At 43.2% G+C, this 25,630-nt stretch carries 25 protein-coding genes; 17 read left to right on the top strand and 8 right to left on the bottom strand.

The window, feature by feature from the left end:
* Positions 1 to 2: 2 nt before the first annotated feature.
* A complete protein-coding gene (mazG, locus tag AAAH86_RS01730; protein WP_343486810.1) occupies positions 3 to 776 on the bottom strand; it encodes a nucleoside triphosphate pyrophosphohydrolase in 774 nt (257 codons plus the stop codon).
* Between the two features lie 160 nt (positions 777 to 936).
* Between mazG and bglX the strand changes: the two genes are divergently transcribed.
* The 6 genes from bglX to AAAH86_RS01700 all read left to right on the top strand — a co-directional run bounded on the left by bglX (position 937) and on the right by AAAH86_RS01700 (position 7,379).
* Positions 937 to 3,180 carry a beta-glucosidase BglX gene (bglX, locus tag AAAH86_RS01725; RefSeq protein WP_343485774.1) on the top strand — a complete coding sequence of 748 codons (2,244 nt, stop codon included), beginning with the start codon at positions 937 to 939 and terminating at the stop codon, positions 3,178 to 3,180.
* Between the two features lie 16 nt (positions 3,181 to 3,196).
* Positions 3,197 to 3,559: a DUF2200 domain-containing protein gene (locus AAAH86_RS01720; protein ID WP_343485773.1), complete on the top strand. Its 363-nt coding sequence runs from the start codon at positions 3,197 to 3,199 to the stop codon at positions 3,557 to 3,559.
* A gap of 48 nt (positions 3,560 to 3,607) precedes the next feature.
* On the top strand, positions 3,608 to 4,483 hold the full coding sequence (locus AAAH86_RS01715; RefSeq protein WP_343485772.1) for an alpha/beta hydrolase: 876 nt from the start codon (positions 3,608 to 3,610) through the stop codon (positions 4,481 to 4,483).
* A 9-nt stretch (positions 4,484 to 4,492) separates the two neighbouring features.
* Positions 4,493 to 5,137 (top strand): GDSL-type esterase/lipase family protein, encoded by a 645-nt coding sequence (locus tag AAAH86_RS01710; protein WP_343485771.1) that lies wholly within the window; start codon positions 4,493 to 4,495, stop codon positions 5,135 to 5,137.
* 183 nt (positions 5,138 to 5,320) lie between these two features.
* Positions 5,321 to 6,937, top strand: a complete 1,617-nt coding sequence (locus tag AAAH86_RS01705) for a family 20 glycosylhydrolase (RefSeq protein WP_343485770.1) — start codon at positions 5,321 to 5,323, stop codon at positions 6,935 to 6,937.
* A gap of 1 nt (position 6,938) precedes the next feature.
* Complete coding sequence (locus AAAH86_RS01700) at positions 6,939 to 7,379, top strand: hypothetical protein (protein ID WP_343485769.1); 441 nt, start codon at positions 6,939 to 6,941, stop codon at positions 7,377 to 7,379.
* A gap of 124 nt (positions 7,380 to 7,503) precedes the next feature.
* On the opposite strand, the gene AAAH86_RS01695 is transcribed toward AAAH86_RS01700, so the two are convergent.
* From AAAH86_RS01695 to ruvX, 4 genes are all read right to left on the bottom strand, one after another.
* Positions 7,504 to 10,899 (bottom strand): amidohydrolase family protein, encoded by a 3,396-nt coding sequence (locus AAAH86_RS01695; protein ID WP_343485768.1) that lies wholly within the window; start codon positions 10,897 to 10,899, stop codon positions 7,504 to 7,506.
* A gap of 120 nt (positions 10,900 to 11,019) precedes the next feature.
* Positions 11,020 to 11,448, bottom strand: a complete 429-nt coding sequence (locus AAAH86_RS01690) for a DUF5606 domain-containing protein (protein WP_343485767.1) — start codon at positions 11,446 to 11,448, stop codon at positions 11,020 to 11,022.
* 53 nt (positions 11,449 to 11,501) lie between these two features.
* Entirely contained in the window at positions 11,502 to 12,092 is a 591-nt protein-coding gene (gene def / locus AAAH86_RS01685; protein WP_343485766.1) for a peptide deformylase, read from the bottom strand.
* Positions 12,089 to 12,502, bottom strand: a complete 414-nt coding sequence (gene ruvX, locus AAAH86_RS01680; RefSeq protein ID WP_343485765.1) for a Holliday junction resolvase RuvX — start codon at positions 12,500 to 12,502, stop codon at positions 12,089 to 12,091. Before ruvX ends, def begins: the two co-directional genes overlap by 4 nt.
* A gap of 102 nt (positions 12,503 to 12,604) precedes the next feature.
* Between ruvX and AAAH86_RS01675 the strand changes: the two genes are divergently transcribed.
* Complete coding sequence (locus AAAH86_RS01675; protein WP_343485764.1) at positions 12,605 to 13,420, top strand: 2,3,4,5-tetrahydropyridine-2,6-dicarboxylate N-succinyltransferase; 816 nt, start codon at positions 12,605 to 12,607, stop codon at positions 13,418 to 13,420.
* Between the two features lie 9 nt (positions 13,421 to 13,429).
* Positions 13,430 to 14,503 carry a glycosyltransferase family 9 protein gene (locus AAAH86_RS01670; RefSeq protein WP_343485763.1) on the top strand — a complete coding sequence of 358 codons (1,074 nt, stop codon included), beginning with the start codon at positions 13,430 to 13,432 and terminating at the stop codon, positions 14,501 to 14,503.
* Here AAAH86_RS01670 and AAAH86_RS01665 read toward each other — a convergent pair.
* Complete coding sequence (locus AAAH86_RS01665) at positions 14,462 to 15,136, bottom strand: class I SAM-dependent methyltransferase (RefSeq protein WP_343485762.1); 675 nt, start codon at positions 15,134 to 15,136, stop codon at positions 14,462 to 14,464. The two genes, AAAH86_RS01670 and AAAH86_RS01665, sit on opposite strands and share 42 nt — an antisense overlap.
* Positions 15,137 to 15,330: 194 nt before the next feature.
* On the opposite strand from AAAH86_RS01665, the gene AAAH86_RS01660 reads away from it, so the two are divergent.
* Positions 15,331 to 16,125 carry a glycosyltransferase family 2 protein gene (locus AAAH86_RS01660; RefSeq protein WP_343485761.1) on the top strand — a complete coding sequence of 265 codons (795 nt, stop codon included), beginning with the start codon at positions 15,331 to 15,333 and terminating at the stop codon, positions 16,123 to 16,125.
* On the opposite strand, the gene AAAH86_RS01655 is transcribed toward AAAH86_RS01660, so the two are convergent.
* Entirely contained in the window at positions 16,107 to 16,925 is an 819-nt protein-coding gene (locus AAAH86_RS01655; RefSeq protein ID WP_343485760.1) for a glycosyltransferase family 2 protein, read from the bottom strand. The genes AAAH86_RS01660 and AAAH86_RS01655 overlap by 19 nt on opposite strands.
* Positions 16,926 to 17,015: 90 nt before the next feature.
* On the opposite strand from AAAH86_RS01655, the gene AAAH86_RS01650 reads away from it, so the two are divergent.
* The 6 genes from AAAH86_RS01650 to AAAH86_RS01625 all read left to right on the top strand — a co-directional run bounded on the left by AAAH86_RS01650 (position 17,016) and on the right by AAAH86_RS01625 (position 22,631).
* The gene (locus tag AAAH86_RS01650) at positions 17,016 to 17,837 is read left to right on the top strand and encodes a zinc-binding alcohol dehydrogenase (protein WP_343485759.1); all 822 of its coding nucleotides are present in this window, start codon (positions 17,016 to 17,018) and stop codon (positions 17,835 to 17,837) included.
* 7 nt (positions 17,838 to 17,844) lie between these two features.
* Positions 17,845 to 18,405 (top strand): L-threonylcarbamoyladenylate synthase, encoded by a 561-nt coding sequence (locus AAAH86_RS01645; protein WP_343485758.1) that lies wholly within the window; start codon positions 17,845 to 17,847, stop codon positions 18,403 to 18,405.
* A gap of 101 nt (positions 18,406 to 18,506) precedes the next feature.
* On the top strand, positions 18,507 to 19,928 hold the full coding sequence (locus tag AAAH86_RS01640) for an HD domain-containing protein (RefSeq protein WP_343485757.1): 1,422 nt from the start codon (positions 18,507 to 18,509) through the stop codon (positions 19,926 to 19,928).
* Entirely contained in the window at positions 19,925 to 20,962 is a 1,038-nt protein-coding gene (locus AAAH86_RS01635; RefSeq protein ID WP_343485756.1) for a COX15/CtaA family protein, read from the top strand. Before AAAH86_RS01640 ends, AAAH86_RS01635 begins: the two co-directional genes overlap by 4 nt.
* Positions 20,963 to 21,009: 47 nt before the next feature.
* Positions 21,010 to 21,504, top strand: coding sequence for a hypothetical protein (locus AAAH86_RS01630; RefSeq protein WP_343485755.1), 495 nt, complete (start codon positions 21,010 to 21,012; stop codon positions 21,502 to 21,504).
* A gap of 68 nt (positions 21,505 to 21,572) precedes the next feature.
* Positions 21,573 to 22,631 carry a nucleoid-associated protein gene (locus tag AAAH86_RS01625; protein ID WP_343485754.1) on the top strand — a complete coding sequence of 353 codons (1,059 nt, stop codon included), beginning with the start codon at positions 21,573 to 21,575 and terminating at the stop codon, positions 22,629 to 22,631.
* 83 nt (positions 22,632 to 22,714) lie between these two features.
* Here the strand turns inward: AAAH86_RS01625 and AAAH86_RS01620 are convergent, their stop codons facing one another.
* On the bottom strand, positions 22,715 to 23,791 hold the full coding sequence (locus AAAH86_RS01620; protein ID WP_343485753.1) for a hypothetical protein: 1,077 nt from the start codon (positions 23,789 to 23,791) through the stop codon (positions 22,715 to 22,717).
* A gap of 88 nt (positions 23,792 to 23,879) precedes the next feature.
* Here AAAH86_RS01620 and AAAH86_RS01615 point away from each other — a divergent pair, with 88 nt between their 5' ends.
* Both AAAH86_RS01615 and AAAH86_RS01610 read left to right on the top strand, forming a co-directional pair.
* Positions 23,880 to 24,776, top strand: coding sequence for an ATP-binding cassette domain-containing protein (locus tag AAAH86_RS01615; protein WP_343485752.1), 897 nt, complete (start codon positions 23,880 to 23,882; stop codon positions 24,774 to 24,776).
* A 2-nt stretch (positions 24,777 to 24,778) separates the two neighbouring features.
* Positions 24,779 to 25,612, top strand: coding sequence for an ABC transporter permease (locus AAAH86_RS01610; RefSeq protein ID WP_343485751.1), 834 nt, complete (start codon positions 24,779 to 24,781; stop codon positions 25,610 to 25,612).
* Positions 25,613 to 25,630 lie beyond the last annotated feature (18 nt).

Genomic DNA, 25,630 nt, shown 5'->3' with positions numbered 1-25,630 from the left:
AACTATAACCCCTTTGCCTCTTCCCAAAACATATCCATTTCTGCCAAAGACATCTTTTTTAGGGTCTTGCCATTTTCTTTGGCACGTTTTTCAAGATGCTGAAAGCGTTTTATGAATTTCTTGTTGGTTCTTTCCAAAGCATTTTCGGGGTTAATATCTAAAAACCGTGCATAGTTGACCATTGAAAACAGTACGTCACCAAATTCGGCCTCGATTTCATCACTATGACCCAATCTGATTTCATCTTGTAGTTCACCCAATTCTTCTTTCAACTTCTCAAAGACCTGTTCAGGCTTTTCCCAGTCAAAACCGACCCCAGCTACCTTTTCTTGAATGCGATTGGCCTTCACCAAGGCAGGCAGACTTTTCGGTACGCCCTGTAACACACTTTTTTTGCCCTCTTTGAGCTTGATGCTCTCCCAGTTTTGCTTGACCTCCTCTTCATTGTTGACCTTTACATCACCATAAATGTGTGGATGACGATTAATCAGCTTTTCACAGATATCATTGGCTACATCGGCAATGTCAAAATCATTGGTTTCAGAGCCGATTTTCGCATAGAATACGATATGCAACAACAAATCACCCAACTCTTTTTTGACCTCATCCAAATCGTTATCGAGTATGGCATCCCCAAGTTCATACGTCTCTTCAATGGTCAGGTGACGTAAAGATTGTAGGGTCTGTTTTTTGTCCCACGGGCACTGCTCCCGAAGCTCATCCATAATGGTCAACAATCGGTCAAAGGCTTGTAACTGTTCTTCTCTCGTATTTATCATCAAAATTATATGTTCTCAAAGCTAAGAAGTACGGGGCAATTCGAATCCATCTTAATAAAAAACTTACCGAGCTATAAATTTTAAAAAAGCTAATCGTTGTCCTTTTTTCATTCTTCTATGGAATCGTATCTTGTAGGCTACAACTAATCAGAGCATTATGAAACTTCGAACCTCTTTCATTGCATTTCTACTTCTTTTGATTTTCAACACGAATCTAACGGCCCAACAAGATTTTGAACAACAGATTGATGAGCTACTTGTCAAAATGACACTTGAAGAGAAAGTTGGCCAAATGAATCAATACAACGGTTTTTATGATGCCACAGGCCCAGCACCTGAAGGGGGCAATGCCGCCATGAAATACGAACATCTAAAAAAAGGGTGGGTAGGATCGATGTTGAATGTACATGGGGTCGATGAAGTCAGAAAATTACAAGAATTGGTCGTGAAAGAGAGTCGATTGGGCATTCCTTTGATTTTTGGATATGATGTGATTCACGGCTACAAAATCCAATCCCCTATTCCGTTGGCGGAGGCTGCGAGTTGGGATTTGGAGGCTATTCAAAAATCTGCGGCTATTGCAGCTGATGAGGCCTCTGCTGTTGGCCTTAATTGGACCTTTGCCCCGATGGTCGATATCTCGCGTGATGCTCGTTGGGGGCGGGTCATGGAAGGTGGTGGCGAAGACCCTTATCTGGGTTCAAAGATAGGTGTTGCGCGCGTAAAAGGGTTCCAGGGCGATGACCTATCCGCCAATTACACCATAGCCGCCTGTGCCAAACATTTTGCAGGCTATGGGTTTGCCCAGGGCGGGCGTGATTACAATACTGTGGATATAGGCACCAATACACTCTTCAACGTGGTTTTGCCTCCATTCAAAGCAGCCGTAGAAGCCGATGTGAAGACACTTATGAATGGTTTTAATATTCTTAATGGAATTCCCGTAACCGGGGATGGTTTTCTGCAACGCGACATTTTAAAGGGGAAATGGGGTTTTGATGGCTTTGTGATTTCCGATTGGGGATCCATTGGTGAAATGGAACCTCATGGCCATGCCAAAAATTTGGCCCATGCGGGGGAATTGGCTGCAAAAGCAGGTTCCGATATGGATATGGAATCCACTGCCTATGTCACCCATCTGGCTGAAAGTGTAAAAGCTGGTAAAGTGGATAAAAAACTGATTGATGATGCCGTACGGCGGATTCTACGTGTGAAATTTGAACTGGGTCTGTTTGACGACCCTTATCGGTATTGTAATCCAACGCGAGAAAAAGAACGGCTTTTTCATGAAGACCATTTGGCAGGGGTGCTTGATATGGCGAAGAAATCCATCGTTTTATTGAAAAACGAGAACAACCTCTTGCCTTTGAAAAAAGACCAAAAAGGCATCGTGGTCATTGGTGATTTGGCAGATGATAAAAACAGTCCACTGGGTAGCTGGCGTTTGGCATCAGATAACAACTCTGCCGTTTCATTTTTGGAGGGATTGGATAATTACACCAAAGATTACCTATTTGTACAAGGGCCAAAGATTTTTGATGACAAAGCCGATTTTCTGCATCATGTGACCATAAAGGATGATAAAAAAGGTATGCAAGAAGCGGTAGAGGCTGCGGCAACTGCCCAAGTGGTGGTCATGGTATTGGGCGAACATGGTTTTATGAGCGGTGAGGGCCGTAGCCGCACCCAATTGGATTTACCTGGCCTACAACCCGAATTGCTCAAAGCGGTTTACGAAGTAAACAAAAATATCGTGCTCATTTTGATGAACGGCAGACCGTTGGCCTTGCCCTGGGAAGATGAACATATCCCCGCCATTATAGAAACCTGGCAGTTGGGCAGCCAAACCGGCAATGCCATTGCACAGGTCCTGTTCGGCGATTATAACCCAGGTGGTAAGTTGCCCATGAGTTTTCCACGAAGTGTTGGACAAATGCCACTATATTACAATCGCTACAGTACGGGTAGGCCAGATGACAATCAATTGGTTTTTTGGAGCCATTATGGGGATGAAAAAAATACAGCTCTCTATCCTTTTGGGTATGGTCTCAGTTACACCACTTTTGCTTATGATAACCTCCAAATTGATGCTACCGATCCTAAGGCCGTAAAAGTTTTGGCAACTGTCACCAATACAGGCAATTTGGCCGGCGAAGAGGTGGTACAACTCTACCTTAACGACCCGGTGGCAAGTATCGTACGCCCCATCAAAGAATTAAAGGGCTTTGAAAAAATTGCTTTGGATGCAGGCGCATCACAAACCGTGAACTTTACCTTGACCGAAAAAGAATTGGGCTTTTATGACCACAATTACGATTGGGTAGTCGAAGGCGGAACATTCAATATCATGGTTGGGGGTAGCTCGGTAGATGGATTGACCGGAAGTTTTGAGATAGAATAAAAACAATGATGACAATATGGCAACAACACCAGAACACGATAAACGGGTGGCAGAATTGACTTTCGTATCGGTTTATCCGCATTATGTCAATAAAGTAGAAAAAAAGGGCAGAACCAAAGAAGAATTGCATCAGGTAATCGAATGGCTGACCGGTTTTGATGATAACAAGCTGCAAGAGCTGATTGATGAAAAGGCCACTTTTGAAACCTTTTTCGCCAAAGCCACATTGCATCCCAATGCAGAATTGATCAAAGGCGTGATTTGTGGTTATCGCATCGAAGAAATCACAACCCCGCTTACCAAACAAGCACGTTATTTGGATAAATTGATTGATGAGTTGGCCAAGGGCAGGAAAATGGAGAAAATTTTAAGAAAGTAGAAGGGCTATGGGCATAAATCTATATTTTTAGGAAAACATTCATCTTTCATGAAATCAATACTTATTTCAACAGGAATTCTGCTATGCACCCTAACCTCTTTTTCCCAAGAATTCATCAAATTGCCTTATGACAAGGCAGAAGAGGTGACTTGGGAGAATGATGAAAAACAATATTACTCCAATGTCTGGCAGACCGAGGTGGTGACCAATGTGTCCGCGCCCACCATGCGAGTCTTTAAAGCTGACGAAGCCAAGAATACTGGGGTCGCGGTAATCGTCGCTCCCGGGGGTGGCCTTTACGGCCTCAGCATCAACAGTGAGGGCAATGATGTGGGCCAATGGTTGGCCGAACGTGGCATTACCACTTTCGTACTGCGCTATCGATTGGTGCCCACTGGTGAAGATGGTGCCGCCGAAATCATGAAATTGGGCAATGAGAATCCACAACAGTTGATGAAAAACGTGGCAGAGGTCATCCCCTATTCCATACAAGATGGCCTGAACGCCATTTCACATGTTCGTGAGAATGCAACTTCATACGGAATCAATCCCAATAAAATCGGATTTATGGGTTTTTCTGCTGGAGGGGCAGTGGCCATGGGAGTGGCATACAATTATGATGAAAAGACAAGACCAGATTTTTTGGTGCCTGTCTATTACTGGTATGATGCCATGCCCGTGCAGCCCGCAAAAGACGATGCCCCTCCAGCATTTATCATTTGTGCGACTGATGACCCGCTCGGATTGGCCCGCGGCTCTGTGGCACTGTACAATTCGTTTTTAGAAAAAGGGAAACCCGTTGCCCTTCAAATGTACAGCAAGGGTGGGCACGGTTTCGGAATGAAAGATCAGGGATTGCCCTCCGATACTTGGATAGAGCGCTTTCATGAATGGGCCATGGCGCAAGGTATTGTCAATCCATAACCAATTGCTTTGAGAAATTTTTTTTGTGTTCTTTTTCTTGGGATGGGATGTTTATATGCCCAAGAGAGCGAGAATTTTAAAGAAGAGGTCGCTTCTATCACCAAAAAATATGACTCGCTTTGGAATGCTTCCAAAGAAACCATCGTCTTCACGGGAAGCTCAAGCATACGCCTTTGGGCAGATTTGCAAGAACGCTTTCCGAACCATCAAATTCTAAATACGGGGTTTGGCGGTTCACAGGCCTACGACCTTTTGGTGCATCTTGATGATTTGGTGTTGAAGTACCGACCCAAAAAAGTGTTCATCTATGAGGGTGATAATGACATTTCCGACAAAAAAAGACCTAGACAGATTCTATCGGTCTTCAACGATATTGTAACGCGGATACATTCCACAAACCCGAATACAGAAATTGTATTGATTTCAACCAAACCCAGCATCGCCCGTTGGAAATTCAAGGGCCGTTACCGAAGACTGAACCGAAGACTCGAAAAATGGGCCAATAAGAACGAGCACCTCTACTATGCCGATGTCTGGTCTGTCATGCTCAACGGCCGAAAATTGAACCGAACACTTTTTATAGAAGATGGTCTGCACATGAATCCCTCAGGGTATGAGCTGTGGTATCAAGCACTTAAAACGTATGTGGAGTAAACTATCTTGGGCAATCCCGATAGCTATCGAGACATGAGGCATTAGATGGAAACCTATCTTAGATTTCGACGCAAGCATCGGAGCATTATAAATCTCGATTTTCGGGTAAGCTATAAAATTGACAAGATAGTACAGAAGTCTTTCGGGCATATCCACTATCTTGAACCCCAATAACCCATAAATATGATAAAGTCAGCCGTACTGAAAAGTGTGTTCTTGCTCTCCACCACACTTAGTTTTATCGCTTGTGTACAGGAAAAAGCCAAAATCGAATATCCAAAGACCGATTTGGCAGCCGCACCGTTGATTCCGAAACCTTTGGAGGTCATTCCGACCAACAGTGCCTTCGGTCTGGATGCAAAAACGGCCATTTTCACCAATCAAACCTCAGCTGGCTTTGAAGAAGTTGGTCAGTTTCTGGCCAAAAAAATAAAAAATCAGCTACAGCTTGATTTGCCGGTAAACGGCGACGATGATGAAACCATCGAACGCATCATTTATATCAACCAGACCGATTCACTGCAATCAGATGCTAATGAGGCCTATCAGCTGTACATCAAAAATGACTCCATTTTATTGAACGCCAAAACGGCCGCAGGTGCCTTCAGGGGCATTCAAACGTTACGCCAACTGCTGCCAGAGGCCAGCAACGATACCTTGGCCGAACAGCCCTTATGGTTGATTCCCTCGGGTAAAATCATCGATGCGCCAAGTTTTGAATATCGTGGGGCGATGCTCGATGTGGCTCGGCATTTTTTTAGTGTCGAGGAGGTCAAAAGGTTCATCGACCTGCTCGCCTACTACAAGTACAACAAATTTCACATGCACTTGACCGACGACCAAGGGTGGCGCATTGAAATCAAATCGTGGCCCAAATTGACCGAAGTGGGCGCACAGACCGAAGTGGGTGGTGGCAAGGGCGGGTTTTACACCCAAGAAGATTTCAAAGATTTGGTGACCTATGCCGCTGAACGCCATATCGAAATCATTCCCGAGGTTGATATGCCAGGGCATACCAATGCCGCCTCGTTCAGCTATCCCTTTTTAAATGGCAATGGCAAGGCCGTAAAAAATTATACGGGCACCCGAGTGGGATTCAGCACCTTTGATGCCCGAAAAGATACCGTTTATGCTTTTTTGGATGATGTCGTTCGAGAAATTGCGGCCATTTCTCCTAGCAAATATTTTCACATCGGTGGTGACGAGAGCCATGTGACCAAAAAGGACGATTATATCCATTTTGTAGAAAAAGTGGAAAAAATCGTGAACAAACACGACAAAACAATGGTTGGTTGGGAAGAAATCGTTCAAGCTGACCTTGATTCCACTTCTGTGGTGCAGTTTTGGAGCGATTCTACAAACGCCATCAAGGCCGCAAAAAAAGGCAACAACATCATATTTTCTCCCGCACATAAGACATATCTAGACATGCAGTACGATACACTTTCTGAATACGGGTTGCATTGGGCGGCGTACATTCCTGTGGATACCGCCTACAATTGGAATCCGAATTCTTATGTCAAAGGCTTACCAAAAGAGAATATTTTAGGTATCGAGGCCCCGCTTTGGTCAGAGACCATCAGCAACAGTGCCGAAATGGAATATCTGGCATTCCCGAGGGCAATCGGATATGCCGAGTTGGGGTGGACCTCCACTGAAAACCGAGATTGGCAGGACTATAAAAAACGGTTGGCCCAACAGACCCCGTTTTTAGACCGTATGAAAGTTGACTACTATCCTTCAAAGCTTATTGACTGGAAAGAGAACACGTACACCTATCGGGAAATCAAAAAAGACTGACATGAAAACGGTAATATATAGAGTATTGATTTTTTTTGCCTTGACTTCCGTAAGTTGTCAAACAAAATACATAGAGGTAGATGAAACCGAAATAGATAGAGAAACTCTCGAATTAGCGAGGAATTTATCAAACAAAATCCTTACGGAGCAGAGAAATGGCGGGTTTTACAGCTTAAACGAAAAAGAGGCAACAACTCAAATGATTAATGGATTGAGCGAATCGGTTCAAAAGGAGTCTTACAAGACCATTAAAAACCTATTCGGTGACTATGAAGGTCTGAAATTTGAATCGCTTATGGTAGGTACCGATGAAAAAAACTACATGATTTATAGGTTCATGGGTGATTTTGAATCCAATGCAGCTATTGAAATCAGAACGGTTCTTGATGCAGAAAACAAACTTGCTGGATTTTTTATAAAGCCTTGGAGTGATAAGCTATAAAAACCGGCTACCACTCATTGCCGTTTCATAATTGGTTTCAATGTACCAGCCTTAAAATGAGCTAGATTGCACATAGACAATTTCTTACCGAAATATACGTCTGAAACTGTAACAAAGTATATTTCTACTTTTTTACACCAGGCAAATTCTCTGGTTTTTCTATTTGCCATTCAAAAGATTCGGCCTTTCGCTCCTCGGGCCAAATTTCATTTAAGGTATCTGCTTCGTAGACCGTTCCGTTTTTAATGACATGGGTCACGGTATTGGTGTGCCGCAGGTTATCCAATGGGTTTTTGTCCAATATCACGATATCGGCCAGTTTTCCAGCTTCCAAGCTTCCTAAATCTTTATCTAGACCGATGGCCTCGGCCCCGATGATGGTCGCTACGCGAAGCGCATCGCGATTGTTCATACCACCGCTGGCAACGCTCCACAATTCCCAATGAAAACCAAGGCCCTGTAGTTGTCCATGGCTCCCGACACCTGCCAAACCACCGGCTTGGACAAGCTCTGCCATAAATTCGGCATGTTTCTGAAATACGTGCTCCTCATCCATAAACCAACCTGGTCTACGCCGTGCCTTTCTGGCCAAATCGCTGTAGGGAGTGAAATGCTTTATCTTCTCATCGCCCCATACATCCTCTGTCGAATAATAATAATTCTCGGCCCACGGTCCGCCGTACGACACCAAAAGTGTGGGTGTGACCGCCATTTTCGATTCAGCAGTAGCCTTGAGCACATCCTCATAAATCGGATAAATCGGATAGCTATGCTCATGCCCGGGATACCCATCAACCAGCTGGGTCATGTTCAACTTAAAATCAAGGCCCCCTTCGGTAGTGGGCATCAATTTCAATTCATTACTGGCTTCGATGACCCATTGACGGTGTTGGCGATTGCCCACCAAATACATTTTTATGGTCTTGGTATCAAAATAATCACTGTATTGCTTGAGCACTTCTTTGGTCTGCTCCAAACTGGTCAGTTTATAGAACCAAAAACCAAGGCCTGGACCCGTACTGTAGATTCGGGGACCATCGAGCATGCCCGCCTCGACCATGTCTGAATAGGTCAAAACATCTGTGGTTCCTGTCTGTGGGTCACGAGTGGTGGTCACGCCATAGGCCAGATTGGCCGTATATGACCATACTTGGTCTTTATGAATGCCCCATGCCGGACGCATGTGTGCATGGGTGTCCACAAAACCAGGGACAACCGTCTTCCCAGAAATATCAATCGTTTTTGTACCATCTGGCATCGTCAAACTACCCGAACCGCCGATGGCCTTGATACGGTTGTTCTCAATCAAGATATCCCCATTTTCGATGACCTCTTTGCTGTTCATGGTAATCAAACGGCCTCCTTTTAAAAGCACGGTACCCTTTGGGGTATCTTTCTTATACGGAACCTTAATTTTGTGCTCTTCGGGCCTGAATTTTGGCTCTTCTTTTTTTTCGTCGTCTTTTTTATCTGTGTCGGTGGAATCGTTTTCCTTTTCGGATTTTTTCAATTCCTTTTCCTTCTTTTTGACAGCCCTGAGACTATCTAAAAATTTCTTGCCGTCAGCAATGTCGTAACTGAAATGACTGGCGCCGAGAGACCAATGTACTTTTTTTCCATCATCGGACCACACGGGAAACTCCCCGCCGATAATCGTCAGTTTCATCGCTGGAAAAGCTGATTTCTTGACATCGGCCACAGAAACCGTGGGCGTTTTTCCGTAACGTGGAATCGCCACATGAAAAATATCGTTGTTGATTTTGGCCAAGGCGAACTTGCCGTCGGGCGAAATACGGATCTCTTGGGGTTGTGACGATTTGTCTTCGGGCTCTTCTGCACCATTATTACTCTTCAACATATCATGACCACCAAACTTGTCATGAAAAACATCTTGTGAACCGTAGGTCTCGATTCCCTTGAGTTTCAAGTGCTCCTTTTGGTCGGTACCATCCCAACGGATGGAGACCAACTGCCGCTCACCATCATGCAAATAGATGCGGTCATCAACCTTTGTGAAATGGGGTCGTGACCGGCCTTTGCTCTTGTCAATGAAATTGATGTCGCCCCCTTCTGAACTTACCCAGACCAAGTCTTCTTGTGTGCGTCTTGAAAGCGGGCCGACCAAATCTTCAAAAACCTGTGCGCTACCACGGTGAAAGGCGATACGGTTGCTTTTGTACGACCATTCAGGAAAGGTGTACAGCCCAGCTATCTTGGTCAACCGAACCGGTCTCGGCCTACCATCAATGTTCACTTTGTACAAATGACCCTCATTTTTGTTCCATGTGGCGAAAGCCAAATATTTACCGTCGGGTGACCATGCAGGATGCGCCTCTATAAAATCGTTTGAAGTCACACGCCGCGGTGTTCCATTGGGATAATCCATCACGTACAATCGGTTCAATGCCGTAAAGGCCAGTTTGCTTCCATCGGGTGAGGGTTTTGCATTGCGGATTTGCGTCACAAAGGCTTCCTCAGTGTCTTCAATAGGATATTTGAAAGCCAACAAAGGCCCCACATCAAGCTTTACATCCACCTCAAAAGGAATCTCGGTGGCGGTTTTGTTTTCGATAGAAACGGAATGGATTTTTCCTCCGTAGGAAACCACCAGATTTTTACTGTCTGGGGTAAACGACATTGCCGGCAATACCCCCAAAGGTGCAATCGACTCTTGTTCATCGCGTTGCACGGGATAGGCCAGCCATTCTTCGGCACCTGTTGTCAAATCACGGAGTATAAGCCCGGTCTCGTCTTCATAACGGGAGCCGTAGACCAGCCATTTGCCATCGGGCGACAATGTTGGTGTAAAAGCTGAGCCATATTTTGAGGTTATGGTCGCCATGTCACCGTCTTCCATATCATACGTACCAATTTGATACTGGGGTAATTGGGCATTATAGTTCCATGCATTGGTGCGCTGTGAAAAATAGAGCAGCTTGCCATCTGGGCCAACCGCAGGATCTGTCAGTTTCATGTTTTTTGGCTCAGAGACCAGCTGACTGCCTTTGCCCCCATCTTTATGGTAGATATGGGGTTTGATGTTCCTACGTCCCTTTACTCCAACGATATACTCGCCATCTGGTGTCCATTCTGCCGAGAAAAAATTGTGCCTTTTATCTTCGGTAATCTTTTTGTCCTCTTTCGTTTCTAAATCCATTGTCCAGATATTGTCCGACCCGCTTTTGTCAGAAATAAAAAGGAGTGATTTTCCATCAGGGCTGTACCGCGGGTGCACATCATAGGCCATGCCCGAGGTGAGTTGTGTAGCTTTTCCTCCTGTAATCGGAATCATGTACAGGTCACCCATCAAATCAAAGACAATGGTTTTACCATCTGGGCTTACATCCAAAGAAATCCATGTGCCCTCTTTGGTGTTGAATGTAATCGTGCGTTCAGGTTCTAAGGGCAATTCTTTGGTCGCCTTTTTCGTAGAATCTTTTTCTTTTTCTTGGGAAAAAATGGTTTGTGAAGCGGTGAAAATGACGGCCATTACCATCATTGTTAAAAGATTGCTTGTCATCGGGTCGAAAGTTTGGATTTACTATATAATTTGTACAATATAGTAAGAAAGTCGACATGATGCCGTCTGCAAAAACATACGTGCCTTTTGGATTGGAAGGAAAGCTCTAGCCGAAGAAAATCATTCTTCTTCAGAGCTGTTTTCAGACACTTCTTCAGATTCTGAAAAGTCGGTGATGTCTTGGTCGTGCAAAATGTTGTACCATTGGATTACTTTTTTGATATCACTGGCATAAACACGGTCTTCGTCGTAGTTGGGGAGTATGTCAAAAAAATATTCTTCCAATTTGATTTTTTCTTCTTTATGGCCGATAGATGTCTTACCGCCTTTTTCCTTTTCCTTGATTTTTTTGAAGACCTCGCGAAGCGGAAGCTCTTCTTCCAAAGTGTAAATTGCAATCTCAGAAAGTACGCTGACGTTGTTTCTCATGCCCACGGTCACCCTTTTCCCATCCAACAAAGATTCGGCCACAAAGCCTGTACGGGTTTGGGTCAGCAGTTTGTAAAGACCGGGTTTGCCACCGATTGAGAGAATTTTATCCAACGTCATATTGAAAGAATTTTGAGCGCAAAATTAGCCTTTTGAAGGTATCAGCAAATTTTTTAACGTCCTTTTTTGAGGTTCGGAAAACGCATTTTGTACTCCACATTGATTTTTCCCTTGGATATTTTGTCCAACCGACTCTTCAATAGGCGTTTCTTCAACGATGACAACTTATCGGTGAACAGAATGCCTTCAATGTGGTCGTATTCGTGCTGAATGACCCGTGCCAAAAGTCCATCGTAGGTTTCTGTGTGGGTATTGAAGTCAGGGTCTTGGTACGTAATCGTGATGGTGTCTTTGCGATTGACGTCTTCACGCACGTCGGGTATGCTCAGACAACCTTCGTTGAAGGCCCAATCTTTGCCTGTCTCTTCTTCAATTTTTGCATTGATGAAGGCTTTTTTGAATCCTTCGACCGCTTTTTGTTCGTCTTTTGTCAAATCTTCGTCATCGGCAAATGGTGTTGTATCAACCACAAAAAGTCGTATCGGCAATCCTACTTGGGGTGCTGCAAGGCCGACTCCATTTGCGTTGTACATGGTCTCCCACATATTTTCGATAAGTTCGTTCAGATTGGGATATGCATTCGATATGTCTTTGGCCTTTTTTCGCAACACGGGGTCACCATAGGCCACAATGTGTAAAATCATAATTTTCTATCAAGATAAGCCTGCAATATGAGGGTCGCACTGATTTCGTCGACCAAGGCTTTATTTTGTCTTTTTTTCTTTTTGAGTCCGCCTTCGAGCATACTTTGCACGGCTAGTTTTGAGGTAAAACGCTCGTCTTGCCTAATAATCGGAATGTTTGGAATTGCTTTTTTCAGTTTTTCCAAGAAGGATGAAATGAGCGTTTCCGATTTCGATGCTGTGCCGTCCATTTGCTTTGGTTCGCCAACAACGATATGTGCCACTTGTTCTTTTGCAAGATAATCTTTCAAAAAAGGAATCAACTCGTTTGTGTTGACCGTTGTAAGCCCAGAAGCAATCAATTGTAGCTCATCGGTCACGGCAATCCCCGTGCGCACTTTTCCAAAATCCAAAGCCAAAATTCGAGCCAAACGTAAAATTTTGGCAAAAATAACCCTAAAAACGGTACTCCCTTAAAATCGAGCCGAATATTGTATTCAAGTGGTTATTTTAGCAAAAAACTTAAAAACTATATGGAGGCACTTAGAACCCAGATTGAAAAAGCTTGGGACAATAGGGAGTTGTTGAAAGAACCCGAAACCCAAGAAGCCATTCGAGAGGTCATCAATCTGATTGATGCCGGAAAATTGCGCTGTGCGGAACCCACTGCTAATGGTTGGCAAATCAATGAATGGGTAAAAAAAGGGGTGGTTCTATATTTTCCCATCCAAAAAATGGAGGTGCTCGAAGCAGGAATCTTTGAATACCATGACAAGATTCCGTTGAAAAAAGGCTATCAAGAAAAAGGCATACGAGTGGTACCCCACGCTGTGGCCCGTCATGGGGCCTACATTTCTAAAGGCACCATTTTGATGCCAAGTTATGTCAATATCGGCGCGTATGTTGATGAGGGCACCATGGTCGACACTTGGGCCACAGTGGGCAGTTGTGCCCAAATCGGCAAGAACGTACACCTCAGCGGGGGCGTCGGCATCGGCGGAGTTTTGGAACCTTTACAGGCAGCACCCGTGATCATTGAAGACAATGCCTTTATCGGTTCGCGATGTATCGTGGTAGAGGGCGTTCGAGTACAAAAAGAAGCGGTTCTTGGCGCCAATGTAGTGCTCACTGCATCCACTAAAATCATTGATGTGACTGGTGACAAACCTATTGAAATAAAAGGCAGGGTGCCCGCCCGTTCGGTGGTGATCCCCGGTAGTTATACCAAAAAATTCCCAGCGGGGGATTATCAAGTGCCCTGTGCCCTTATCATCGGCAAACGCAAAGAAAGCACCAACAAAAAGACCTCACTGAACGATGCGCTCAGGGAACATGATGTCGCGGTCTAAGTACTCACTATGAAAATTCTGGTCATACAGCAAAAAATGATTGGCGATGTTCTGGCCAGTACTCTTATCTGTGAGCACCTGAAAAGAGAGCTACAAAACGCCAAGGTGCATTTTCTCATCAATGAAAATGCCACAGCGGTCGTTGAGGGCAATCCGTTTGTAGACAAAACCGTAATTTTCAAAAATGAGTACCGCAAAAGTAAAATTGAATTTTACAGGTTTCTGAAATCCATCCGCAATGCAAAATACGATGTGGTGATTGATGTGCTCTGTAAACTGGAGAGCAACCTCATTGCATTGTTTTCAGGGGCAAAAACGAAAATATCCTACAAAAAATGGTATTCTAGATTCGTTTATGACCACGTTTTTGAGTATTCCCAAAATGAAGGCAAAAGAGTTGGGTTGGCCATTGAGAACCGCCTTCTATTACTGTCACCTCTCATAAAAAAGCTCCAAAACCCATTACTTGAGCCAAAAGTCTATTTATCTAAGGATGAGATTGAAGCAGCCAGAGAACTGCTCATGAATTCTGGAATACCTGATGATAGGCCGAAAATCATGGTAGGTGTTTTGGGAAGCGGGCCTACAAAAACGTATCCCCTGCCCTATTTGGCCAAATTGCTGGATGACATTTCTGCCAAATGTTCGGTGGCTTTTTTTCTGAATTACCTCCCCAGCCAAAAAGAGGCGGTCGATGAGTTGTTGCAGTTATGTAATGAAAAAACCAGAGAGAGTATTCATGGGGAGGTTTTTTGCCTTTCATTGCGTTCGTTTCTGGCACTTTTATCACAATGTGATGCCTATTTTGGCAATGAAGGTGGGGTTACCAACATGTCAAAAGCATTGGGGTTGCCCAATTTTTCCATTTTCAGTCCATGGATTTCAAAGAAAGGATGGTTCACGTATCCTGAGAAAAGTTCAAATGAAGCGGTGCACCTTTCCGATTTTGAACCCAAAATTTTAGACATTCCAAAAAAAGAACGGAAACAAAACGTTCAACAATATTATAAAAGGTTCACACCTGAATTGTGCAAACCACTGCTACTTGACTTTATCGAGCGGGAAGTCATTGCGGACCAATAGCACCTGATAGGCCTGCATGGCAATTTTCCAATCGTTTTGCAACATATATTCGATGGCCATTTTGCCCTTGCCTCCATTCGGCAAGTCACAGTCATCAATCAATACAATCGTATGCCCGTAAAGCCGGTCTTCAATGGCCTTGAATTCTTTCAAATGATGTTCTTGGCTTTTTCTCTGTACTTCGGGGTCATCACTGTAATCGTAGCTATCGAGATACAACAGATTTACCTGTTGGTCAAAATTTGACAAAAACTGAACGGAATCAGAGGTGTGGATTTTGACCACATTGGAAAGCCCTTGCCTATCGACTTCTGCTTGGGCATTGTTGACAGATTCTTGGCTAATGTCCACAGAATGCACAAAAGCCCCATTTTCTCTGGCCCATTTACCAAAGACGATTGTAGCGGCCCCATTGCTCTTGGCACCTCTAAGGCCCTCACGTGAGGTGCCCGTTTCAACAATTGTTTTGGCATGGGTGAAATCCATCAGTTTCATGGCGAGCCGGAATGAATCTCGCCGCTTTCTAAAATCATATCTAAAGGGCATAAATGGGTAGAGTGATTTATGCTTGATCCACTTGCCCACAAAAAAACCTGTGATTCCCAAAAAGAGAATCCATCCTAAGATTTCCATAAATTAGTGTTGGTTTTCAAATATAAGCCAACCTTTTTCCATTTTCTGCATCTATATTTTGACAACAACCCTATTTTTGTGGCTTTTTTTGAAAAAAGACATTGTAAGAAAATTATGCGCTTAAACAATTTTCTAACTGTTTTTTTGTTATAATTTTACAAAGCCAAACGAACGGAACCAAAAAATAGACTGATTTGAGCACCCCAAAGCAAAAAGTTTCAGCACTGGTCATTACCTACAATGAGATGGGCTATATTGAGCGATGTATCGACTCAGTAAGTTTTGCCGATGAAATCATTGTGGTCGATTCATACAGTACTGATGGCACTTACGAATACCTGAGCAACCATCCTAAGGTCAAGGTGATTCAAAATCCATTTGAAAATTTTACCGCCCAAAAATCATTTACCCTGAAGCAAGCAAGCAACGATTGGGTTTTGTTTGTGGATGCCGATGAGGTGGTGTCACCATCCCTTCAAAAAGAAATCATTGAAACGGTCAACAACCCCAATGCCTGTGAAGCATACTGGTTTTACCGAACTTTTATGTTCAAAAACGAAAAACTGCGTTTCAGTGGTTGGCAGACCGATAAGAACCATCGCCTGTTCAGAAAGAGCAAGGCAAAATTTACCGACAAAAAAATTGTTCATGAAACACTTGAGGTCAACGGTACTTCATGTATTCTGAAAGAGAAGCTCACCCATTATTGCTACAAAAACTACGAAGATTACAAGGGTAAAATGCTTCGTTATGGTCAGCTAAAGGCAAAAGAGGCCTTCTATAAAGAAAAACAGTTCAACTATTTTTTTATGTTGGTGAAGCCCGCTTGGAAGTTCTTCAACCACTATATTCTAAGATTGGGATTTCTCGATGGAAAAAAAGGAATCACCATCTGTTATTTGAACGCCCTTGGAGTCTTAGAGCGTTACCGAGAGCTCAAAAGATTGGAAAAGAAGAACGAATTGGCCTATTATTTGGTGATGCCATAGTGCGTCCACACCTCTTTGTTCTTTCGGGTATCACGTCGTATCGACCTATTCTTCTCAATGGACTCTGGAGTTTTATAGCCCCTTTTGTGGTCTAAATGCACGCAAACGGCACTGTAACGCAACTGTTTTGACTTGATACCAAAATTGAACAACCGTTCACCCAATTCCCTGTCCTGACCCCCATATTGCATACGTTCATCAAAGCCGTTTACGTTGAGAATATCCTTCTTCCAGCCTGATGAGTTGTGGCCATTCCAGCTGGCGTTAGTGGGTGTGACCAAATTCAAAAATGTGGAAATAAAGCCTCGGGCCCGTAATTTATTGTTCTTAAAGGTCTGCGGTATGCCTTTTTCTTTTAGCCATTGAATATTGAAGCAACGCTGCTTCTCAATATCATCTTTGGTTATCATCTTTGAGATGTTCATCGGCAGCATATAATAACCCCCAGAGATGAAATAACCAGGTTCTTTGTTGATGTAGTGCACCTCAACAAAATCTTCGCGCGGTATGCAATCGCCATCGGTCATGATAATATAATCTGCGTTGCACGCCTTGACCGCTTTGTTCAGAATACGTGATTTTTGAAAACCGTCATCCTCTTGCCAAACATGAATGATAGGGTAGAATACCTCTTTCGATAGTTGCTCGATAAGCGCCTTGGTCTCTGGCCCTGAACCATCATCGGCAATGACCACTTCGAAATGTCTGAAAATTTGGCAATTGAATCCCCAGAGTACTTTCTTGAGCCATTCCACAGAATTGTAGGTACTGACGATGACCGATATTTTAGGAGCTTCCATCACTTCAATTATTGTGGCACAAAAATATAAATATTAAAGTGTTGGCGTATATGTTTAATTTTGAGCTCATTTATGCCCATTGCAGGTCTCATGAAAGTAAAGGAACTACCCAAATCAATATACCACACCCTAAGACTTAGATTGACACCTTCAAAAAAGTTTGATGACAATAGACCAGTTTTACCGGTCATCGTCTCTTTGGCCACAATTCCATCAAGGCTCAATATTGTTCACCTGACCATCAGAAGTATTTTACTTCAAAAAAAGCGGCCAAAAAAAATAGTGCTTTGGGTGCACCGTGATTGCAAGTATGACATGCCTGAGAAATTAAGTCGATTGCAAAACAAAACCTTTGAAATCCATTTTTCAGAATTGACCTCATCCCATCGAAAACTGGTCAACACCATGCAGCTTTATCCTGAAGAAACCGTGGTGACCTGCGATGACGATATGATTTATCAGCCAAATTGGTTTCCACGATTGTATGATTCTCATCGAAAGCATCCCAACATGATTATTGCCAATCAGACACGGTGCATTATGTACGATGAAAATGGCAATCTACTTTCCTACAAAAATTGGGGCTCTGGATACACCTGCGAAAATTCTAAGGCTGTTTTGCCCATAGGTGCGGGCGGAACTTTATATCCACCGAACTCATTGCACGAAGATGCTTTGAATTCCTCGTTATTTCTCAAACTGACACCCAAGGCTGACGACCTTTGGTTCAAAGCCATGTCATTGAAAAAAGGCACGCTCAGTTATCAGGCCAAGAACATTGCCGGTGAACCGATTCCTATATTTGGCTCCCAAAAAGAATCCCTCAAAAAAAGTAATATCAAGCAAGATAAAAATCGTGACCAATGGCAAGCGGTCGCTGACCATTATGGATTGCACGATTTGATAAGATAAGCTGAAAATGACGGAAGAAATCAACCACTGTATTACTGCATTAAAAAATGGCGGACTCATACTCTACCCTACCGATACGGTCTGGGGCATTGGTTGTGACGCCACCAACGTAAAGGCAGTCAAAAAGGTGTACGATTTAAAACAGCGTGAAGACTCAAAAGCACTGGTCTGCTTGGTATCAAATGATGCCATGCTTGAGCGGTATGTAGAACACGTGCCCGAAACAGCTTACGACATCATTGATTTGGCCACCAAACCTACCACCATTGTATATGACAATCCGAAAGGAGTTGCCAAAAATCTTATCGCAGACGACAGCTCACTGGCCATTCGGGTGGCTTCCGATACATTTTGCCAACATCTTATCAATAAATTTGGAAAACCTGTCGTCTCAACTTCGGCCAATATTTCGGGTATGCCCACCCCAAAAAATTTTGATGCTATACATCCTCATATTTTAAAAGGAGTCGACTATGTGGTAAATTTGCCTTTGGTAAATCCGGATACGACACCATCATCCATCATCAAATTGGGAAATGACGGTACTGTAAAAATCATCAGAAAATAATTTTATATCTCCCCCTGTCATGCTGAGCTGTCACACTGGGCACAGTCGAAGAAAAGGAGGAGGTGGCCCCGACGATATTGTCGGGGACAGAGGAGTTGAAAATGAACCACAAAGAAGCACTACAACACGAAATCTTCAAAACCATAGGCCAAGCAGCAGATGAAGGGCAGGTCAAAGCCTATGTCATTGGTGGTTTTGTGCGTGATTATTTTCTCAAGCGAGATGCTAAAAAAGATATTGATGTGGTCGCTGTGGGGAGTGGTATTGACCTGGCACAAAAAGTGGCACAAAAATTATCGGACAAACCTGAAGTTTCCGTTTTCAAAAACTTCGGCACGGCCATGATAAAGCATAACGGACTTGAGCTGGAGTTTGTCGGTGCCCGGAAGGAAAGCTATCGAAAAGACAGTCGAAAACCACTGGTGGAAGACGGCACTCTTGAAGATGACCAAAACCGGCGTGATTTTACCATCAATGCCCTTGCGCTATCATTGAATCAAGACAATTTTGGTGATTTACTGGATCCTTTTGACGGCCTGAAAGATTTGGAGCGACAGCTCATACGCACCCCTTTACAACCCGATATCACCTATTCTGATGATCCGCTTCGCATGATGCGGGCAATCCGCTTTTCCACGCAACTCGATTTTACGATTGAATTGAGGTCTTTGCAGGCCATCACCAAAAATAGGGAGCGGATAAAAATCGTCTCTAAAGAACGTATCGTTGATGAACTGCATAAAATACTCATGGCTCCAAAACCATCGATTGGCTTTGCCCTCATGCACAAAACAGGCCTATTGCAATTGATCTTGCCCGAATTGACCACTTTGCAAGGCATTGAAGAAGTGGAGGGACAACGCCATAAAGATAATTTTTGGCATACCCTTGAAGTAGTTGACAACATTGCCCAAACTACCGATAATCTTTGGTTGCGATGGGCGGCCTTACTGCATGATATTGGCAAGGCGCCGACAAAAAAGTTCCATAAAAAAATCGGTTGGACGTTTCACGCCCACGAGTTTGTGGGCAGTAAAATGGTCTACAAACTGTTCAAAAGGCTTCGTATGCCCCTGAACGACAAAATGAAGTTCGTTCAAAAGATGGTATTGATGAGCTCACGCCCCATTGTTCTCTCCGAAGAACATGTAACCGATTCGGCGGTACGCAGGCTTGTTTTTGATGCTGGGGACCATGTTAATGAATTGATGACGCTCTGTGAGGCGGACATTACCACCAAAAACCTAAAAAAACAGCGGAAGTACATAAACAACTTTAAAATCGTTCGTGAGAAAATCATAGAAGTTGAAGAGCGTGACCGCATCCGTAACTTTCAACCCCCGGTATCGGGCGAAGAAATCATGAAAGCGTTTGATCTAAAGCCATCAAAAGAAATCGGTATCATCAAAGAGGCCATCAAAGAGGCCATTTTAGAGGGTGAAATTCCGAATGAACATGGGGCCGCTTACAAATTGATGCTTGAAAAAGGTAAAGAATTAGGATTAAAAGTTGCTTCCGCATGATTGTGTTCAGAAAAACAGCCAAAATCACCTTAATCTTAGTCTACCTCGTCATCATTGCCGGTGCCGTGGTGAGAATGACCGGTAGTGGCATGGGTTGCCCAGATTGGCCCAAATGTTTTGGGTATTACATCCCTCCAACAGATGTAGCGACCTTACAGTGGCAACCCGAAAGAAATTTCAAAAAAGGGCAGGTCATCATCGTAAAACAGCAACTGAAAGTTGCAAAATCAGATTTTACAACAAATGATGACTTCAAAGCTTCAAATTGGGAAACCTATACCAAACATGATTATGCCGTTTTCAACGTATGGCACACATGGATTGAATACATCAACCGTCTTTTTGGGGCACTAGCAGGTTTGGCCACTTTATTGTTGGCCTTATTTTCATTCCGCTTTTGGAATAAAAGTAAACGAGTCACCATCCTTTCATGGTTGGTGGTCTTCGGCATGGGCTTTCAGGCATGGTTAGGGGCTACCGTAGTGTACTCAGTGCTGGAACCCGTTAAAATCACCCTACACATGCTCATGGCTTTGGTCATTGTTGCCATGCTCCTATACCTCATCTACATCACAAAAACGCCCGCTAAAGACGTAACGCAAGATAAAACCGTTTCATCGTTGCTAGGTATTGCGTTGCTATTGACCGTGGTACAAATTGCATTGGGCACACAGGTACGGCAATTGGTCGACCATCAAGTAGAATTGGTCGGTGAACAGGCAAAAAGCCTATGGTTGCAACACCCTACGTTGACGTTTTATGTGCACCGTTCATTTTCTGTGGCTGTCTTTCTTTTAAATGGATTCCTTTTTTGGCAAATCCGACAGAAAAAACTCCCGCTTAAAAAAATCAATTGGGTCATGGGATTTATTTTTTTCGAAATCATAACGGGAATCTTGATGTACTACGTCGATTTTCCGTTTGGTACCCAACCTTTGCATTTAGTGCTCGCTTCGCTACTTTTCGGAGTACACTTTTATCTGGTTCTTGAAGCGTTTGGCAAACGAGAAAGGATAGTTTCAAAATCCGTCTAAGAGTTTAAACTTTTATACCTTTGCATTCTTGCAAAATGGACGTACGGATGATTTACAAAATCAGGATAATTCTTGATACTGAGGATGATATCTTTAGGGATATTGAGATTGAGGAAGAAAACACGCTGGAAGAATTTCACAACGCCATCACCCAAGCTTTCGGCTTTATGGGCAACGAAATGGCATCTTTCTATACCTGCGATGAAGAATGGAACCAAGAGGAAGAAATCGCGCTCTTTGATATGAGCGAAGACGGTTCAGACGTTCGCCTGATGAACGAGACCGCATTGGCTGATGTACTCACAGAAAAATCACCCAAATTAATCTATGTCTACGATTTTCTAAGCATGTGGACGTTCTTCGTAGAGCTTGCCGATATTGTTGACAAAGAAGATGGCCGTTCATACCCCAATCTGCTGTTCAGTTTTGGTGAATTGCCCGATTCGCCACCTGAAAAAAAGTTCGAATCAGAGTCTCCCGAAAATCTTGATGTGGACATCAGCAATTATGACGACCTTGATTTTGACGAAAACTGGAACTAAAGTCAGTAATCAAAGGCGTATCTCAATCTTTAACCTTTAACCTTTAAACTTTAACCTTTAACAAAACAATGCTCAACCTATTCTCTGCCCAAATCGAAACCCTCTCACTACATCGCGTCGGCAATAAGAGCCGTGGCGAAAAAATGTATATCTCGGCCAAACCCCATGCACTCAACGATGAGCTTTCCTCACTTTTGAAAGAGTATTTTTTCAAACCTTTTCGTGAAAAAGAAGAGAATTATTACAAATTTTCGCATGAGGCCGATTTAGAGTTTCATGAAGTCTATCAAGCGGTAAGCTCCATTTTTTCGGATGCTTCTAAGGCACACGAAGTCTCAAAAAGGATCACACAGCATCTTTTTGAGCAATCGGGCAATCCACACATCAAAAATGGGGAAGTGTACATGGCCCACTTTACCAATGTACTGTTGGATAATCAGAAAGTAGAGGCCATTGGCATTTTCAAGAGTGAGCTGAAACATGATTTTTTGGAATTCAAAGAGGGGAATGATACTTTGGATATCATTATCCGTCAGGGTATCAATATCAATAAATTGGACAAAGGTTGCCTTATTTTCAATGTTGACAAAGAGGATGGTTTTAAAGTGTTGTCTGTTGACAGCAACCGGTACGATGCCAAATATTGGGTTGAGGACTTTCTGGGCGTTGCGCCTTTGACAGACGAGAATTTTTATACCAAGAACTACCTGAAATTCTGCCAAAACTTCGCCAAAGATGTGGTGCTACCTGCAGAGGACAAGCAGCAAGAGGTATTGTTCATGAACCGGACAGTGAACCACTTTGCCAAAAATGATGCCTTTGAGGAGAGCAGTTTTTTGAACGAGGTGATGGAAAATCCTGAACTGATTCCCGAATTCAAGCACTACAAGGTCGAGAAAGGCCCAAAATACAGTATTGAGGATGTTTCCAACTTTGATATTGCCAATAAAGCCGTCTCAGATGCCCGAAAGAAAATCAAGAACGTCATCAATCTCGATACCAACATCCAAATAAAACTGGATTTTATCAATCCTGAATCTGCAGAAAAATTTGTCGAGAAGGGTTGGGATGAAGAACGGCAGATGTACTATTATCTGGTGTATTTTAATAAAGAGCAGAAAGGATAGGGTGTCCGTGGTTTATGGTTTATGGTTTATGGTTTATGGTTAAGTGTTCATAATCAGAACAATAAACAACGAACCATTAAACATTAAAATTTCTTCTCAATAATCTGTCGCATGCTCATATCTTCATAATTACGTTTCACAAAGTCAAGGGCAGTCGCCAATATCTGCCCCATGTTCTTACTTTTTTTGAACTCAACATCAGCTGTGTAATCATGTAATTCTGCACTGAGGCGTTCGATATGCCCAGACAGTGATATTTTATCGGTTTTGGCACTGCTGACCAACCTTTTGATTCGCGCGCCCGAGCTCAAAATACGCTTTGCAACGATAGAACGTTCTTCAATCTTATATTGGTCCACTGAATATTCCTGTAGCTTGTCGCTGACCAGCTCGACCATCTTAAAGTTTTCCTTGAAAAACTGGGGGCGGTACACTTTAAAGTTGCCCTCAAAACATTGCTGGTCAAAATCAATGGCGCGAATACGATACACCACATGATCAAAATCATGCACGGGTACAATAACGTAGTTATATGAACGCATGTCACCCAACAACCGAATCATACAGCGCTCGTTGAACTTTACGAACTCTTTGGCCAGCTGTGATTTTTCGGCTTCCGTCAGTACGGGCAAAAAATCTTTTATAAACACATCACCCGGTATGCCCGCAATATGTTCTTCGATGAGGGTATCCTTATAGACCAAAAAGTTCAGGTTGTAAGGTGATAGCATGTGCTCCAACTCTAAGCCATACACTCGTGACGCATCTGTTTTTTTGACATAGAAATGGGTGTAGTTATCGTTGAGGATGTTCCGAACCTTGATACGAAAGGGTTTAGAATTGCCAAAGGTGCAATAGTCGACGGCATCAACATTAAGGTACTCTAAAATACGTTCGCTACCATCAGAATGGAGGATCGAATAGACTTTCTTCAGGCTCAAATCAATTTCTTGTCGCTCTGTGTCAGAATAGTAGACCCGCACCCATAGCGTATCATCACCGTCATCATCATACACTGCAACCGAACCTGCAAATCGCAATAAATCCTCATAAAAAATGGGAATCTCTATTTTACGGTTGTACCGGCCCAAATAAGCATCCAACTTTTTTTGAATCGGATAGGCCGGTTTTTTCTTTGACATCAACTTTTCATCAGACATTCTTCCTTCCATTTTGTAACAAAATCATGTTAATTTCGTCAAGTTATTGAAATTAGTCCATTTTAATCCAATCAAAAAACTATAGCATTTGTCCACAATACTCACCGTCACCAATCTGACCAAGAAGTTTGGGTATCTCACCGCCGTAAAAGACCTTTCGTTTACCATCGAAAAAGGCAATGTCTACGGTATTTTAGGGCCAAACGGCAGTGGTAAATCCACTACTCTGGGTATCATTCTCAATGTTGTCAACCGAACATCTGGAGATTTTAGTTGGTTCGATGGTGCAACCTCAACGCATGACGCCTTAAAAAAAGTAGGGGCCATTATCGAACGGCCCAATTTTTATCCCTACATGTCCGCAGTCAAAAACCTGAAACTCGTCTGCAAGATCAAAGAGGTTTCAGAGGATAAGATTCAAGAAAAGCTGGAGTTGGTCGGACTTTGGGACAGAAAAGACAGCAAGTTCAAGACCTATTCTTTGGGGATGAAACAACGGTTAGCCATCGCATCTGCATTGTTGAACGACCCAGAAATCTTGATTTTGGACGAGCCTACCAATGGATTGGATCCTGCCGGTATCCACCAAATTCGTGAAATCGTCAAAAAAATAGCATCACAGGGTACCACCATTCTTTTGGCCTCGCACCTTTTGGATGAGGTTGAAAAAGTCTGCAGCCATGTCGTCATCCTTAGAAAAGGTGAAAAACTCTATTCTGGCCCAGTGGATGAAATGTTGGCCAGCCACGGCTTCTTTGAACTTCGAAGTTCAGACATGCCCAAGTTGAAAGATTTGTTGGAGAAACACGCCAGTTTTGGTAAAATTTCTGGCGAGAATGGCACTTTGACCGCATATCTCAAGGAAGAAATGAATGCCGAAACGCTGAACAAAATGCTGCACGATAAGGGGATTGTACTATCCCACTTGGTAAAGCGCAAAGAAAGCTTGGAGGAACAATTTTTAACCTTGACCAAAAACAAATAACCATGGTTCGATTGCTACAGATAGAATTTATAAAACTCTGGAACAACAGGGCAAGCAAAGTGCTCATTACCTCATATTTTATCCTGTTGACCTCCATTGCCTTGATTGCGGCCATCAAGTTTGACATTGGCCCGGTAAAATTTCACTTGGCAGAGCAGGGTATTTTCAATTTCCCCTACATCTGGCATTTCAACACCTTTATGACAGCCATTTTCAAGCTGTTTTTGGCAATTGTCATTGTCTCGATGATGGCCAATGAGTACAGTAACAAGACCATCAAGCAAAACTTGATTGACGGCCTCTCAAAGAAAGAATTCATTCTTTCAAAATTCTTGACGGTCATTTCATTCGCTGCCATTTCAACCGTTTTTGTATTTGTGGTTTCCATGATTTTGGGATTGATTTACTCAGACTATAATGAACTCTCCATCATTTTTTCTGACTTGGAGTTCTTAGTGGCCTTCTTTGTAAAATTGGTCGGATTTTTCTCGTTCTGCCTCTTTTTGGGCATTTTGGTCAAACGTTCAGCCTTTGCACTCGGGTTTTTGATTCTATGGCAAATATTCGAAGGATTTATAAGGGGCATGTTGCGTTGGAAGGTTTTTGATGGCCCCACCACAGATGCAGTCATGGGGTTTTTTCCATTGAACGCCATGTTCAACTTGATTGAAGAGCCCTTCACACGATTAAATGCCGTACAGAGCGTTGCCAACCAGATTGGAGAAAAGTTTGAATTGGACTATCACGTGCATTGGTACGAAATTCTTATCGTACTCGGCTGGACGGCAATTTTCATCTATTTATCGTATGCCTTACTGAAAAAGCGAGATTTATAGTATCTTACAGTGTTTGAG

Source organism: Allomuricauda sp. d1, assembly GCF_039592695.1.
GTDB lineage: Bacteria > Bacteroidota > Bacteroidia > Flavobacteriales > Flavobacteriaceae > Flagellimonas_A.
Note: the sequence above shows the minus strand (reverse complement) of the source record. Positions and strands in the feature narration are given on the sequence as shown.